The organism is Citrobacter sp. Cpo040, assembly GCF_030332915.1.
In the GTDB taxonomy this organism is placed as follows: Bacteria; Pseudomonadota; Gammaproteobacteria; order Enterobacterales; family Enterobacteriaceae; genus Citrobacter; species Citrobacter portucalensis.
In genome coordinates, this window is the sequence record NZ_JAOWGX010000034.1 from 478,876 (window position 1) to 492,368 (window position 13,493).

Annotated in this window: 13 protein-coding genes; 9 read left to right on the top strand and 4 right to left on the bottom strand. The window is 49.3% G+C overall.

Going from position 1 to position 13,493, the window contains the following annotated elements:
* Positions 1 to 45: 45 nt before the first annotated feature.
* The 3 genes from OGX86_RS07115 to OGX86_RS07125 are packed head-to-tail and all read left to right on the top strand — an operon-like array spanning position 46 to position 1,690.
* Positions 46 to 261 (top strand): hypothetical protein, encoded by a 216-nt coding sequence (locus tag OGX86_RS07115; protein WP_286639661.1) that lies wholly within the window; start codon positions 46 to 48, stop codon positions 259 to 261.
* Between the two features lie 2 nt (positions 262 to 263).
* Complete coding sequence (locus OGX86_RS07120) at positions 264 to 1,235, top strand: hypothetical protein (RefSeq protein WP_286639662.1); 972 nt, start codon at positions 264 to 266, stop codon at positions 1,233 to 1,235.
* A gap of 23 nt (positions 1,236 to 1,258) precedes the next feature.
* Entirely contained in the window at positions 1,259 to 1,690 is a 432-nt protein-coding gene (locus OGX86_RS07125; protein WP_286639663.1) for a hypothetical protein, read from the top strand.
* Positions 1,691 to 2,825: 1,135 nt separating this feature from the next.
* On the opposite strand, the gene msrQ is transcribed toward OGX86_RS07125, so the two are convergent.
* Both msrQ and msrP read right to left on the bottom strand, forming a co-directional pair.
* Positions 2,826 to 3,452, bottom strand: a complete 627-nt coding sequence (gene msrQ, locus OGX86_RS07130) for a protein-methionine-sulfoxide reductase heme-binding subunit MsrQ (protein ID WP_286639665.1) — start codon at positions 3,450 to 3,452, stop codon at positions 2,826 to 2,828.
* The gene (gene msrP / locus OGX86_RS07135; RefSeq protein ID WP_286639667.1) at positions 3,453 to 4,457 is read right to left on the bottom strand and encodes a protein-methionine-sulfoxide reductase catalytic subunit MsrP; all 1,005 of its coding nucleotides are present in this window, start codon (positions 4,455 to 4,457) and stop codon (positions 3,453 to 3,455) included. It abuts the gene before it with no gap.
* A gap of 189 nt (positions 4,458 to 4,646) precedes the next feature.
* Here msrP and OGX86_RS07140 point away from each other — a divergent pair, with 189 nt between their 5' ends.
* The 3 genes from OGX86_RS07140 to OGX86_RS07150 all read left to right on the top strand — a co-directional run bounded on the left by OGX86_RS07140 (position 4,647) and on the right by OGX86_RS07150 (position 7,686).
* On the top strand, positions 4,647 to 5,369 hold the full coding sequence (locus OGX86_RS07140) for a winged helix-turn-helix domain-containing protein (protein WP_136392510.1): 723 nt from the start codon (positions 4,647 to 4,649) through the stop codon (positions 5,367 to 5,369).
* Positions 5,366 to 6,856, top strand: a complete 1,491-nt coding sequence (locus OGX86_RS07145; protein WP_286639669.1) for a sensor histidine kinase — start codon at positions 5,366 to 5,368, stop codon at positions 6,854 to 6,856. The genes OGX86_RS07140 and OGX86_RS07145 overlap by 4 nt, the downstream gene beginning before the upstream one ends.
* A 143-nt stretch (positions 6,857 to 6,999) precedes the next feature.
* Positions 7,000 to 7,686: a CPBP family intramembrane glutamic endopeptidase gene (locus OGX86_RS07150; protein ID WP_136391856.1), complete on the top strand. Its 687-nt coding sequence runs from the start codon at positions 7,000 to 7,002 to the stop codon at positions 7,684 to 7,686.
* Positions 7,687 to 7,719: 33 nt separating this feature from the next.
* Here the strand turns inward: OGX86_RS07150 and ynfM are convergent, their stop codons facing one another.
* A complete protein-coding gene (gene ynfM / locus OGX86_RS07155; RefSeq protein ID WP_003832886.1) occupies positions 7,720 to 8,973 on the bottom strand; it encodes a multidrug efflux MFS transporter YnfM/SxtP(Kp) in 1,254 nt (417 codons plus the stop codon).
* Between the two features lie 107 nt (positions 8,974 to 9,080).
* Between ynfM and ynfL the strand changes: the two genes are divergently transcribed.
* From ynfL to bioD, 3 genes are all read left to right on the top strand, one after another.
* Positions 9,081 to 9,989 (top strand): multidrug efflux transcriptional activator YnfL/SxtR(Kp), encoded by a 909-nt coding sequence (gene ynfL / locus OGX86_RS07160; protein ID WP_003836337.1) that lies wholly within the window; start codon positions 9,081 to 9,083, stop codon positions 9,987 to 9,989.
* 118 nt (positions 9,990 to 10,107) lie between these two features.
* Complete coding sequence (gene mlc, locus OGX86_RS07165; RefSeq protein WP_048226542.1) at positions 10,108 to 11,328, top strand: sugar metabolism global transcriptional regulator Mlc; 1,221 nt, start codon at positions 10,108 to 10,110, stop codon at positions 11,326 to 11,328.
* Positions 11,329 to 11,453: 125 nt separating this feature from the next.
* Positions 11,454 to 12,149, top strand: a complete 696-nt coding sequence (bioD, locus tag OGX86_RS07170) for a dethiobiotin synthase (RefSeq protein ID WP_020996409.1) — start codon at positions 11,454 to 11,456, stop codon at positions 12,147 to 12,149.
* Here bioD and clcB read toward each other — a convergent pair.
* On the bottom strand, positions 12,105 to 13,394 hold the full coding sequence (gene clcB, locus OGX86_RS07175) for a voltage-gated ClC-type chloride channel ClcB (RefSeq protein ID WP_048216317.1): 1,290 nt from the start codon (positions 13,392 to 13,394) through the stop codon (positions 12,105 to 12,107). The two genes, bioD and clcB, sit on opposite strands and share 45 nt — an antisense overlap.
* Positions 13,395 to 13,493 lie beyond the last annotated feature (99 nt).

Genomic DNA, 13,493 nt, shown 5'->3' on the forward strand with positions numbered 1-13,493 from the left:
CTGGGAGCCATTCTAAGGGGCTTTATATAATTAATAAGGATATGTATGGACTTTACACAACTAGAGCTTCTAGGGGCTATTAAGGCTGTTGAAGCTTATTTAATTACAATGGAGAAGAGTGTTCTCACTTGTACTATGGAACAAACGGTTAATAACAAATACAAGTACAAGGGAGTTAAAGAACTTCTCTCTGCTCTCGCTGATAAGGATGAAGAAGGTAAATACCTGTTCATTGATTTTATGAATAAGAAGGATGATTGATTATGGATGATATGATTGTAGATAGTGTTGAATTTACTCCAGAGATGTTTATGGGTGGCTTTGCTGATGAAGCACCTCGTGAGGTTGTAGTTGATGATATCTCTGACCTGAAGATTCCTAAAGTAAATAAAGAGAATGAAGAAGGTATTGTTGATATTGTTGATGGTGAATGGGAAGACTTCAATAATGACTTTGACAGCATCATTGATGAGACATCTATAGAATATAACAGTAATGAAGGTGAATTGTTTGGTAGTCTTGATGCTGATAAATATGTAGTGGGTGATAAAGAGTTTGCTCGTGAAGATATTGAGAAAGCATTGAATCACTATGAGGTGTTGTCTGATGTGCTCTCTAGTTATGATGCAATGATTGTTGATGTTAACCAGTGGGCAGATAATGAAATTCGTCCTGCTTTGTATGCTGCTATGTCTGACAATGAAGCTGAGATTGCTTATTACAAAAAGATTATAGAATCCACTTCTGACCAATCTCAATTCTATGAAGCATCACGTATTCTTAAATCTCTTGAATCTCGTAAAACTGATAACCAACGTGCATTCATGGATATTCAGAAGCGTGTTGATGCTAAGAAGAATGATATTCGTACTCGTAAAATGTCCGCTGTTAAAGGTGAGATGTTCAGTAAGTATGGGTGGACAGAACAAGACCTGAGTGATGTAGCTGGTTTTGCTAAAGAAAGTCATAACGTTGTTCTGGATAAGCCTGAATACATTGACCTGATTTCTCCCGGTTTCTTAACCATGATGAAAGAAGCGATGCTATATCGTAAAGGTCAGAAAGCTACTTCAGAGAAAACAGAAAGCATTGTTCAGAAAGCTCTTTCAGGTAAACCAACTCGTGCTTCATCTCGTCCTTCTCCTAATTTTGATGCTGCTCGTAACAAAGCTAGAGCTATGGCTAAGAATAATGAACTGTCCACGAAGGATATGTTCAATTTCTTAGTTGATTAATATAAGCAACAAGGAGGTTTAAAATGGGAATGACTAACATGTCAGCTGGAATTAGTGGAGGTGGTGGTAGTTCATCAAGTAGTTCTACCAGTGATAGCACAAACCATAGTTATACTTGGAACAGCTCCATGATTGAGCAGTTTATGAATAGCTATGACCCCGATATTTATTATCAAGGTCATTCTTTAGTTGGTCCTAATTCAGTTATGACTAGCTTGGAGAATTTCTGGACTGACCCTGCTCGATATCAGCAAGCTCAAGCAATTGTGAATAAAGGGAAGGGTATTGCTGGTCAGGGTATGGATATTCTTTCTACTATGGCTGGTTACACACCTGAACAATATATGGATGCTATGACAGGAATGGCTGGAGACATCTATGGAATGGGTAGTGATTGGCAAGCAGGACAGGATGAAGCTATTGAGAATAATGTAATGGCTACTACATACCCTTGATGATGAGATTGAGAAACTTAAAAGCACTACATTCTCTCAGTATGCAAAAGAGATGCTTTCAGAAGAGCAAGAGAAGGTTGATAAAGCCTTTACCAAGGCTAGGAAGGTTGCTACTGCTACAGGTTCTGTGGTGAATAATCGTCTTTCAGATAAATAAGAAGCAAATGAGAGGAGGCAATTGTGCTTCCTTTCTTTGTATACAGAAAAAGCCACCCGTAGGTAGCTAAATTGATTGATTACTCTGAGAAGAGAATATTCACTGTATAAGTATATCTCTTATAAGGCCATATCATCTCTTGACCTTACCAGTGGTCTTTTGACCTGTTCCTGAACGTTAGTGAAGGGAGAATAGGAACTACTGATTACTTATAACTCTTACTGATTAACCACTCCAAATGTTTATGCCACTCCAAACCCCCTGTCCCCCATACAGTTGAGATTTGTAGAACACCTCACATTTGATTACCCAGTCTTTGTCTGGCCTTGGGAGTGATAGAGGAGCACCACTACGTGCTTTCATTCCTATGTCCGGCAGTCAATGTTCATCGTTGACATTAGTTAAATACTATTGGAAATGGGAATCATTCCTAATGAGAGGGCATTTTATCCATTTAGACAGGCTGGACACGGGGAATGTAAACCGCTTGGATGCATTGAGTCTCCCACCATCTCTAAGCAGGGAAGTTTTTATGGTCATTAGTGACTCGTGACCCCGTAAAGTAGCCTTGCTGCTCTACGCCTGTTCTACCGTTCTTCCAGTTAGGCACTACCTGTGTCTTATGTCTCTAGGGATTCCCTAAATTCTGCATCAGGCGCTCTCCAGTTAGGAGTACTAGGCGCGGTCAGTGAACCGAAGGGAAATACTATCACCTCAGAAACCATTTTTGGATTCTGACAGCACTAATTCCTCATTGATATCTATACACTTCCTGGTATTATTCTATCTCCCTTATGCACTATCTCCCTGATTTGCTTGCAAATCTTATCATGGTAAACATGTCCCAACTGGCGATTGCCGAGAGGTGGGAGAAGCGAGAGAGCCGCTGGAACGTGCGGGTGAGCTGATGGTAATTATCATTGTTACTCATTTTTTGTTCTCGTTCTGTTTAGGTGTGGTTAAGAAGTTTACCGTGATTCACTCACTTTTCATAAACACACCTTTGTACCCGGTTTTCCGTAACAGTTTTTTATAGCGAAAAGCCAGCAGAACCACAAAACTGATGGCGTAGATAATAGGGAGCGGTGATAACACTTTTACCGACCACAGATAATGCAGCGGTAGCAAAATGGCGGCCAGGTAGACGTAGTTGTGCAATGTTTGCCAGCGTTTGCCCATTTTACGCTGAGCGGCTTGTGTCGAGGTCAACGTCAACAGGAATAAGATAATCCAACCGGCCATACCCAGCATTAGCCATGGGCGTGAAACCAGTTCACGACCCAACAATCCCAGGTTTTGTATACCCAGTTCCAGCAGAGCATAGCTGGTTATATGCAGTGTGGCCCATGCAAAGCACCATAAACCTAACAACCGCCGGGTACGAAACAACAAAGGCTGCTTTGCATAGCGCGCAAGCGGCGATACCAGCAGGGTAGCCAGCAAAAACTTCAGCGCGGTAATGCCCGTAAAGTGCTGGATATCTTTTCCCGGGTCGGCACCCAACCCGCCATGCTGCGCGGCCCAGAAGAGCCATAGCAGGGGTAAAAAACCGGCGAGATGCAGCAGCACTTTCAGGCCGGTTATCTGTTTTGCAGTCAACCTCACTTAAAAATACTCCCGAAGATCCATGCCCTGATATAACGATGCCACCTCATCGGCATAACCATTAAAAGGTAACGTGGGCTGTCGCTGTACATCGAGAATGCCACCCGAACCGATAAAACGCTCAGTAGCCTGAGACCAGCGAGGGTGATCAACCTGCGGATTTACGTTGGCGTAAAATCCGTATTCATTCGGTGCTGACATATTCCAGGTCGTCGGCGGCTGCTCGCGCGTCAGCTTGATACTGACTATCGATTTAATGCCCTTGAAGCCGTATTTCCAGGGCACGGTCAGGCGTATCGGCGCCCCGTTTTGCGGCGGCAATGCTTTGCCATATACGCCTACGGTGAGAAGTGTGAGCGGGTGCATAGCCTCATCCAAACGAAGACCTTCGACATAGGGATATTTCAACCCACCGCCAATAAAGCGGTCTTTCTGACCCGGCATTTCATCAGGGGCGTAGCGTGTTTCAAAAGCGACGTATCTGGCGTGACTAGTTGGCTCAACCAGCGCCAGTAATTTATGCAACGGAAAACCCACCCACGGCACAACCATCGACCAGGCCTCAACGCAACGCATCCGATAAATACGCTCTTCTAATGGAAAGCGTGTGGTCAGCGCATCATGATCCAAGGTTAAAGGTTTGTTGACCTCACCGCTGATGGTTAACGTCCAGGGATCGGTTTTCAGGCTACCGGCATTGGCGGCAGGATCGGCTTTATCCAGACCAAATTCGTAGAAATTGTTGTAGCCCGTCACCTTGTCTTCTGGCGTCAGTGACAGGCTGTTTTGCCAGCGTTCGGGCTTTGTGAACTCAAGCGCTTTGCCTGCGGGTGCGGGTGGACGATCGTTGCCTTTAAACCAATCCAGCAAATTAGCCTGTGTAGGGGTGGACAGCGTGGCCGCAGCCGCACCTATCCCTAGAGCTTTGAGGATCTGTCGTCGTTGCATAAAAAATACTGACTCGGCTGTAACATCTGCTTCCCGAAGTGGACGTTTTTTTAGCATGACTTTTCCTTCTTATTTTCATGTTAAGGAAAACAAAGCGACGTTTCCCTGTTGATGTCTGACGTGTCTGTAACGACATACTGCTCGCATGCGTATCCCTGGATCCTCACGAAAAGTTAAAAATTTTGTGATAACTTCCGCCCCTTGCCTGAGGTAAGCTTTCAGCACGACGAGAGGGGGATGACACTGATGGCAGGCGCGAAAAAGATATTTTTGGTTGAAGATGACAGCGATATTGCCTCACTTTTGCAGCTTAGCCTAAAGGATGAGGGTTACGAGATTGTTCATGAGGCAGACGGATCTCGTGCGCTTGAACAACTGGAGAAACACGTTTGGGATGCCGTTATCCTCGATCTGATGCTGCCGGGTGTCGACGGGCTGGAGATTTGTCGTCGCATTCGCCAAATGAGTTTTTATTTGCCCGTCATTATCATCAGCGCCCGCACCAGCGAAACGCACCGTGTATTGGGGCTGGAAATGGGTGCCGATGATTATCTGGCCAAACCTTTCTCGGTGCTGGAGTTGATGGCCCGGGTAAAGGCATTGTTTCGTCGTCAGGAAGCGATGAGTCAGAACCTACGTATGGAGGCGGGGATTATCACCGTTCATGGCGTAGAGATTGACCCATTAGCTCGGGAAGTCCGGCTGCATGGTAAATCCCTCGATTTAACGCCGCGCGAATTCGATCTGCTCTATTTTTTCGCCCGTCATCCAGGCGAGGTCTTTTCGCGTCAGGCGCTGTTAGATCAGGTGTGGGGCTACCAGCATGAAGGGTATGAGCATACGGTGAACAGTCATATTAATCGCCTGCGGACCAAAATTGAAAAGGATGCTGCGGAGCCGGAAATTATTCTCACGGTTTGGGGACGAGGCTATAAGCTTGCTGCGGTTAACGCGGAGCATCAGCCATGATTTATCGCCTGTCGCTGAGCCAGCGTCTGACCCTCGTCTTTACCGCCATTATGCTGATTTGTGCGGTTACCGTCAGTGTTGTCCAGATCCGCAGCAGTAAACAGTATGGCGACGCCATGGTGCAAAGGCTCTCGCTGGAGCTGGCGAGCAAGATTGTCAAAAGTGAGTCGCTTATTGATACCAGCGGGCAGATTAATCGCCAGACCTTAAAAGGATTGTTTAATCACCTGATGACGCTCAACCCCAGCGTGGAGCTGTATCTGATTTCACCGTCAGGTGACATACTTGCTGATGCCGCACCGCCGGGGCATATCCAGCGGCAGAAAATTAGCGTACAGCCGATACAGGATTTCCTTAACTCAGATGCGTTGCCCGTCTATGGCAACGATCCGCGTAGCAGCCAGCAAAAGGTATTCAGCGCCGCGCCAGTTTTATATAACGGTGAGCTACATGGCTATTTGTACATTATTCTGCAGGGTGAAGATCTGAATATGCTGGCGAATACCGCCTGGCAAAAAACGCTCTGGAATACCGTTGCCTGGACGTTAATACTGGTTTTATTAGCCGGTGGAATTGCAGGTTTTCTGGTGTGGCGATGGGTGACTAATCCAGTAAAAAGGCTAACCGGACAGGTGGTAAAACTGGAGAAGGACAGCATTGCCGTCATCAAACAATTGGCACAAAAAAATCCCGAACCGGTACCGGAGAATGAAATAGCGCTGCTGAACAATGCGTTTATCGAGTTAGCGCAGAAAATTGCCCGGCAGTGGGATTTATTAGCAGACAGCGATCGTCAGCGCAGAGAGTTTATTGCCAATATTTCGCACGATTTACGCACGCCGTTGACTTCGCTGTTGGGGTATCTGGAAATGCTGTCGCTGAAAGCCGATACGATGACGCCTGAGGAAAACCGGCATTATCTTAGCATCGCGCTGCGCCAGGGGCATAAAGTTCGCCATCTGTCACAACAGCTGTTTGAGCTGGCAAGGCTGGAGCATGGCGGTATAAAACCGCAGCGTGAACGTTTTGCTATTGGTGAATTGATCCAGGACGTGGCACAGAAATTTGATCTCCCTGTTGCCACGCGTCATTTGCAGTTGCACCTTGACGTAACGGGGCCGTTACCGCTGGTGAATGCCGATTTATCGATGATAGAAAGAGTCGTGACGAATTTGCTGGATAACGCTATCCGTCATACGCCTGACGGAGGCGAAGTGCGGCTAAAAGTCTGGCGTGATGAAGACCGTTTGTTAGCCGAAGTGCAGGACAGCGGGCCAGGGGTAGAAGAAGCTGTGCGAGAAGTATTGTTTCAGCGCCCGACCGCGTTAATTCCCCGTGAGCAGCGGGCCGAGCGCGGCGGCCTGGGCTTACTGATCGTGCGTAGAATGCTCGAACTGCATGGAGGAGATATACATCTGGTTAGCTCAACGGCAGGGGCCTGCTTCCGTTTCTCGTTGCCGCTGGCGGATTCTCCTCTGAGTAGTTGACGGTGAAGTTCCGGAGTAAAGAGGGTTTTGGTATTGTACTCATGGGCATTGCGTAAAAGTTGGTAGGTTGTCAGTGATAATGAGAATTTTTATCATGCATAGGTAATTCATCAACTTATCTTCGATGAGCGCAAGGAGATCGTATGTCACAGGATGCCGACAACCTGTATATCGCCAGGACTAAAGCAGTTGCTGGCTGCTTTTCAATGTTTTTACTGATGTTTGGCCTCACGTTTACCCCGTTGTTTTTCCCCGCGAGTCAGGACCTGCTTGCCAAAGGGTTACTTTTTCCGCTGCTGTTTGCGCTGGAATTTATTGTGCTGGTTCCGCTGTATTATTTCTTCTTTAGAAAAAGAGAGGGACTGGGCAAAGGCATTTTCAACGCCAGGTGGTTTGCCATTTTGTTCGCGGGGCTGCTGTTTATTCAGCTTATCCTGCCATTGATTTTGGGTCTCAGACAAACCGAAGCGTGGGTGACCAGCCAAATATCCTTAAGTAGTTATGCGTTGTGGTTATCTACGTTGACCCTGATATTTATCGCGCCAGTTTATGAAGAAATTGTTTTCAGAGGCTGTTTATTCAACGCGTTCCAGTACTGGTTCAATAATAAAACCTGGCTGTCGTCAGTGGTGGTATCGGTCATTTTTGCCATCATGCATACGCAGTATGTGGATCTACGCACGTTGCTGATGTTGTTTCTTGTGTCGCAGGTGTTGATCCTGGCCAGACTGAAAAGCAATGGTCTGTTGATGCCAATTTTGCTGCATATAGTGATGAACGGGACAGTTGTTGCTCTGCAGATGGCGGCTCAGACGTTACAGCCAGGGTGATGAAGGTGATGCCCGGAACCCGGGCATCGCGGATTATACGTGCAGACGATGGTGCAAACGCGCACCGACCAGCAACGCCAGCACCAGCATCAGGGCGATAAATCCGCCCACGCCGTTCCAGCCATAGCTGTGCCAGAACACACCGCCCAGCGTACCGGCAATACTGGATCCCAGATAATAGCTGAACAGATACAGGGAAGAAGCCTGGCCTTTAGCGCGTTTTGCTCGTGGTCCAATCCAACTGCTTGCTACGGAGTGCGCGGCAAAGAACCCGGCTGAAAAGAGCAGCATCCCGGCGAAGATCAGCCATAGCGATGTGAACAGAGTCATCAAAAGTCCAACCAACATCACGCCTGTTGAAAAGAGCATTACCGGGCCACGGCCATAACGAGTGGTCATAGAACCCGCCTTTGGCGAACTCCAGGTCCCGGTCAGATACGCCACAGATAACAAACCTACAACCGCCTGGCTGAGCTCCCACGGGGAGAGCATCAGGCGGTAGCCGATGTAATTAAACAGCGTGACAAACGATCCCATCAGTAAAAAACCTTCCGCAAACAGCAGCGGCAAACCTTTGTCGCGCCAGTGCAAGCGGAAGTTGATAAACAACGTTTTCGGGCGCAGCGACGTAGGTCTGAAATGACGGGATTCCGGTAAGATTTTCCAGAACATCAGTGCAGAGGCAAGGGCAAAACAGCCGATCGCCGCCAGCGCGATACGCCAGTTAAAAAAGTCGGTAAACACACCGCTGATCAAGCGACCACTCATACCGCCAATCGAGTTACCGCTGATATACAAGCCCATTGAGAAGGCGACGAAACTGGGATGAATTTCTTCACTCAGATAGGTCATCCCTACCGCCGCGACGCCGCTCAGTGAAAGTCCTATCAGAGCACGCATGATTAAAATACCGTGCCAGCTGGTCATCATCGTTGAAAGCAGCGTACAACAAGAGGCGAGCAGCAGCGCGGTAACCATCACCGGCTTGCGGCCAATAGCATCTGAAAGTGGGCCGGTAAACAGTAACCCTATCGCCAGCATCGCCGTCGAGATGGAAAGCGAGATACTGCTGCTAGCGGGAGAGACCCCAAACTCGTGCGAGAGCACTGGTAGTATGGGTTGTACGCAATAGAGGAGGGCAAAAGTCGCCAGTCCGGCGGAAAACAGCGCCAGCGTGACGCGCATAAATGGGGATGTTCCGCGTTTGATAAATCCATCCGGCGGGGTAACTATCTGTTCATCAACATCGCTTGTTGGCGCGGTATCGACAGTTGTTGTACGGCTCACTTGAAATCCTTGCTCATTCAATTACGTCTACAGGACCAGCCTTAAGAGTATGAAAATCACAATATTCTGTCTAATATATTAATAATCTCAAATAATATTTTAAAAATATGAATATCGAACTGCGTCATTTACGTTACTTTGTGGCCGTTGCCGAAGAGTTGCATTTTGGTCGGGCGGCGGCGCGGTTAAACATTTCGCAACCGCCGCTAAGTCAGCAGATCCAGATCCTTGAACAGCAGGTTGGCGCCCGGTTACTTGCCCGAACTAACCGTAGCGTGGCACTGACCTCTGCCGGAAAGCAGTTTCTGGCGGACAGTCGGCAGATCTTAGGGCTGGTTAATGAAGCCGCCGCCAGGGCAGAGCGTTTGCATTTGGGAGAAGCAGGGGAATTGCGTATCGGCTTTACGTCGTCCGCGCCGTTTATCAAAGCGGTTTCAGATACGCTATCTCTGTTTCGCCAAAGCTACCCTGCAGTGCATATGCAAACCCGCGAAATGAACACACGTGAGCAAATTGCCCCGCTTAATGAAGGTACGCTGGATTTGGGACTTCTGCGCAATACGCAGCTTCCGGAAACGCTGGAGCGTGAAATCATTCTGCATGAACCACTGATGGCGATGATCCCACGTGCGCATCCGTTGGCGCAAAAACCCGTGGTCACGTTGGCTGAGCTGGCGAATGAGCCATTTGTCTTTTTTGACCCCCATGTAGGGACAGGGTTGTATGACGATATTCTTGGCCTGATGCGTCGCTATGGACTGAAGCCGACGATTGCGCAGGAGGTTGGCGAGGCGATGACTATCATCGGGCTGGTAGCCGCAGGATTAGGGGTTTCTATACTTCCTGCTTCTTTTAAACGGGTGCAGCTGTATGAAATGTGTTGGATCCCGATAGCGGAAGAAGATGCTGTCTCGGAAATGTGGTTAGTGTGGCCAAAGCATCATGAGCAAAGTCACGCCGCACAACGCTTTCGTGAGCAGCTGCTGGCGGCCGTTCAGGCGATTAATTTAGTTTAAAAATGGGTGAAAATGTGCAGTAAATCACAAGGCTAAGTAAAAAGTTGACGGGAGCCATTGAAGTGCTTCACCATAGCCCGCAGATTATTTCGGAGCGCGAAAATAAAGGGAGTAAGTGGTGGTTGCTGATAGTCAGCCTGGGCATATCGATCAAATTAAGCAGACCAATGCGGGCGCGGTTTATCGCCTGATTGATCAGCTGGGTCCGGTATCGCGTATTGATCTCTCTCGCCTGGCACAATTGGCGCCTGCCAGCATTACCAAAATTGTCCGCGAAATGCTCGAAGCGCATCTGGTGCAAGAGCTGGAAATCAAGGAAGCGGGTAGCCGTGGACGTCCAGCCGTTGGGCTGGTTGTCGAAACGGAAGCCTGGCACTACTTATCCATTCGTATCAGTCGTGGCGAGATTTTTCTGGCGCTACGCGATCTGAGCAGCAAGCTGGTGGTTGAAGATTGTCTTGAAATGGCGCTGGTCAGCGAAATACCGTTGCTGGATCGCGTGATAACCCAGGTCGATCAGTTTTTCATCCGCCACCAGCAAAAGCTGGAGCGCTTAACCTCCATCGCCATCACTTTACCCGGTATTATTGATACTGAAAACGGTATCGTTCATCGCATGCCATTTTACGAAGATGTCAAAGAGATGCCGTTGGGCGAAGCGCTTGAGAACCATACCGGCGTGCCGGTGTATATTCAGCACGATATCAGCGCCTGGACGATGGCCGAGGCGCTTTTTGGCGCATCGCGCGGCGCGCGCGACGTCATTCAGGTGGTGATTGATCATAACGTGGGTGCCGGGGTGATCACTGACGGTCATTTACTGCATGCAGGCAGCAGTAGCCTGGTGGAGATTGGCCATACGCAGGTCGATCCCTACGGTAAACGCTGCTATTGCGGCAACCATGGTTGTCTGGAAACGATCGCCAGCGTCGACAGCGTGCTCGAACTGGCGCAGGTGCGCCTGAAGCAGTCAATGAGTTCTTCTCTACACGGACAACCATTAACGGTAGACGCGCTGTGTCTGGCGGCCATGCAGGGTGATTTATTGGCGAAAGATATCATTAGCGGCGTTGGGACCCACGTCGGTCGAATTCTTGCCATCATGGTGAATTTGTTCAACCCGCAAAAGATATTGATTGGCTCTCCGCTCAGCAAAGCGGCAGATATCTTGTTCCCTACCATTGCGGACAGCATTCGTCAGCAGGCGCTTCCGGCTTACAGTCAGCATATAGTCGTTGAAAGCACCCAGTTTACCAATCAGGGGACGATGGCGGGGGCGGCGCTCGTGAAGGACGCGATGTATAACGGTTCTTTGTTGATTCGTCTATTACAGGGTTAACATTTTTTAACTGTTGTACGAAAAATTGCGCTATCTCAAGCTGATCCTGGTCGTCATACCTTAGACTTTCTCCACTGTTTTATTTTCCTGACTTATATTTTCAAAGCATAACGGTGGAGTTAGTGATGCTGAAGCGTTTCTTTATTACAGGTACAGACACTTCTGTTGGGAAGACCGTGGTTTCCCGCGCATTACTACAAGCGTTAGCGTCAGGGGGTAAAAGCGTTGCGGGTTACAAACCTGTAGCCAAAGGCAGCAAAGAGACGCCCGAAGGTCTGCGCAACAAAGATGCACTGGTACTGCAAAGTGTGTCATCTATCGAGCTGCCTTATGAGGCGATTAACCCAATTGCGTTGAGCGAAGATGAAAGTAGCGTGGCGCATAGTGGTCCGGTCAATTACACCCTGTTATCCAACGGTCTCGCAAGCCTCAGCGAAAAAGTCGATCACGTTGTCGTGGAAGGCACCGGAGGCTGGCGGAGCTTGATGAACGATCTGCGTCCGTTATCGGAGTGGGTGGTGCAGGAACAACTGCCGGTGCTGATGGTAGTGGGTATCCAGGAAGGCTGTATTAATCATGCGATCCTCACCGCGCAGGCGATAGCCAGCGACGGACTGCCGTTGATTGGCTGGGTTGCGAATCGCATTAACCCTGGGCTGGCGCATTATGCGGAAATCATTGATGTGCTGGGTAAAAAATTACCTGCACCGCTGATCGGTGAACTGCCTTATCTGCCTCGTGCAGAGCAGCGTGAGTTGTCGCAGTACATCCGCCTTTCAATGCTCGGCAGCGTGCTGTCGGTAGATAGAGTCGTGGCGTAACGTACGCGACAGTACCGATGCCAGGACACAGGCGATCAGTAATCCGGGGAGCAGGCGATACTCCCCGGTCATTTCACAAACCATCAACGTCGACATTATTGGTGCATGCGTGGTAGCCGCCAGCAGCGTGGCCATCCCCGTTAATCCCAGCAAAATGGCAATTTCATCCGAGCCCGGAAGCCATAATCCCCATACCTGACCCAGCAACATGCCCACCGACAAGCCGACAAACAGCGTTGGCGTAAACACGCCACCCGGAGCACCGGATCCACTGCTGGCAAGCACCGCCAGTAATTTGCAGATAAAAATCCCGCCAACCACGGCCAGCAGCGGTGGTGAAAGTAAATATGACTGCACCACGCTGTAGCCATTACCCCAGACCGTAGGCGTGAGCAATGAAAGCAGGCCAACGATCAACCCGCCAAGCGCCAGTTGCCACGGTGGCGAGAGTTTTAAGCGCAAAAATACATTATGGCTGGCGGTCATCAACCACATGAAGAGCGGTCCGCAGATGCCAGCAGCCAGACCGGTGCTGACAATCATAACGTATTCCAGAGCATGTAATTCCCGCGACAGGTGCACGGTATACAGCAGCGCATTGCTGCCGCTAAGCAGATTGGTGGTGAGTAATGCGACTACGGCGGACACCACTACCGGCCCCAGTGAGGCGAGGATCAGTGTGCCAAACAATACTTCGGCAATAAATAAACTGCCCGCCAGCGGGGCATGATAGGCTCCAGCCATACCTGCAGCGGCGCCGCAGGCAATCCATAACTTCCATTCTGTACGCGGGGTAAAGCGTTGAGCAAAGCAGGAGGCTGCCAGGGCCGCCAGTAAAATCATGGCACCTTCACGTCCGATGGCGCTCCCGCTGGCAACGACCAGTAACGATGCCAGCGATTTCACCAGGCTTGCACTGACGTCAAATTGTCCGTCGGTTTGCAGGGCTTCCATATAATCAGTGGGAGCCTGCGGACGTAAACGGTTAAATTTTTGCCAGCCCCACAGTAGTAATCCAGCCGCCAGACCGCCGAGTGCAGGTGTCAGCATACGCCTTAAGGGCGAAAGGTTTGTCGCTGCGTTGACCAGACTCCCTGTGTTGTTGCTCAGAAACAACCATTCGAGAAGTAGCATGGCATGACGAAATCCTGCGACGGCCAGCGCAGCAAGGACGCCAATCAACGCGGCGATCAGCAGGCGGCGGAACATGGCACGCAGGTCAGGGTAAGCATGTAAATGATGCATGAGTGGCCAGACTGGAAAATTCAGACGCTCTATTTTGCGGCTATTAGGTAACAGAAGCAAAAGCTCAGCGTGCGCAACAGGATGCACCACAGGCAGGAC

Coding starts and splice junctions, on each gene's coding strand:
- OGX86_RS07145 (WP_286639669.1), top strand. CDS start 5,366: ATGATTTATCGCCTGTCGCTGAGCCAGCGTCTGACCCTCGTCTTTACC.
- msrP (WP_286639667.1), bottom strand. CDS start 4,457: ATGCTAAAAAAACGTCCACTTCGGGAAGCAGATGTTACAGCCGAGTCA.
- OGX86_RS07120 (WP_286639662.1), top strand. CDS start 264: ATGGATGATATGATTGTAGATAGTGTTGAATTTACTCCAGAGATGTTT.
- OGX86_RS07125 (WP_286639663.1), top strand. CDS start 1,259: ATGGGAATGACTAACATGTCAGCTGGAATTAGTGGAGGTGGTGGTAGT.
- OGX86_RS07115 (WP_286639661.1), top strand. CDS start 46: ATGGACTTTACACAACTAGAGCTTCTAGGGGCTATTAAGGCTGTTGAA.
- OGX86_RS07140 (WP_136392510.1), top strand. CDS start 4,647: ATGGCAGGCGCGAAAAAGATATTTTTGGTTGAAGATGACAGCGATATT.
- ynfL (WP_003836337.1), top strand. CDS start 9,081: ATGAATATCGAACTGCGTCATTTACGTTACTTTGTGGCCGTTGCCGAA.
- bioD (WP_020996409.1), top strand. CDS start 11,454: ATGCTGAAGCGTTTCTTTATTACAGGTACAGACACTTCTGTTGGGAAG.
- OGX86_RS07150 (WP_136391856.1), top strand. CDS start 7,000: ATGTCACAGGATGCCGACAACCTGTATATCGCCAGGACTAAAGCAGTT.
- clcB (WP_048216317.1), bottom strand. CDS start 13,394: ATGCATCATTTACATGCTTACCCTGACCTGCGTGCCATGTTCCGCCGC.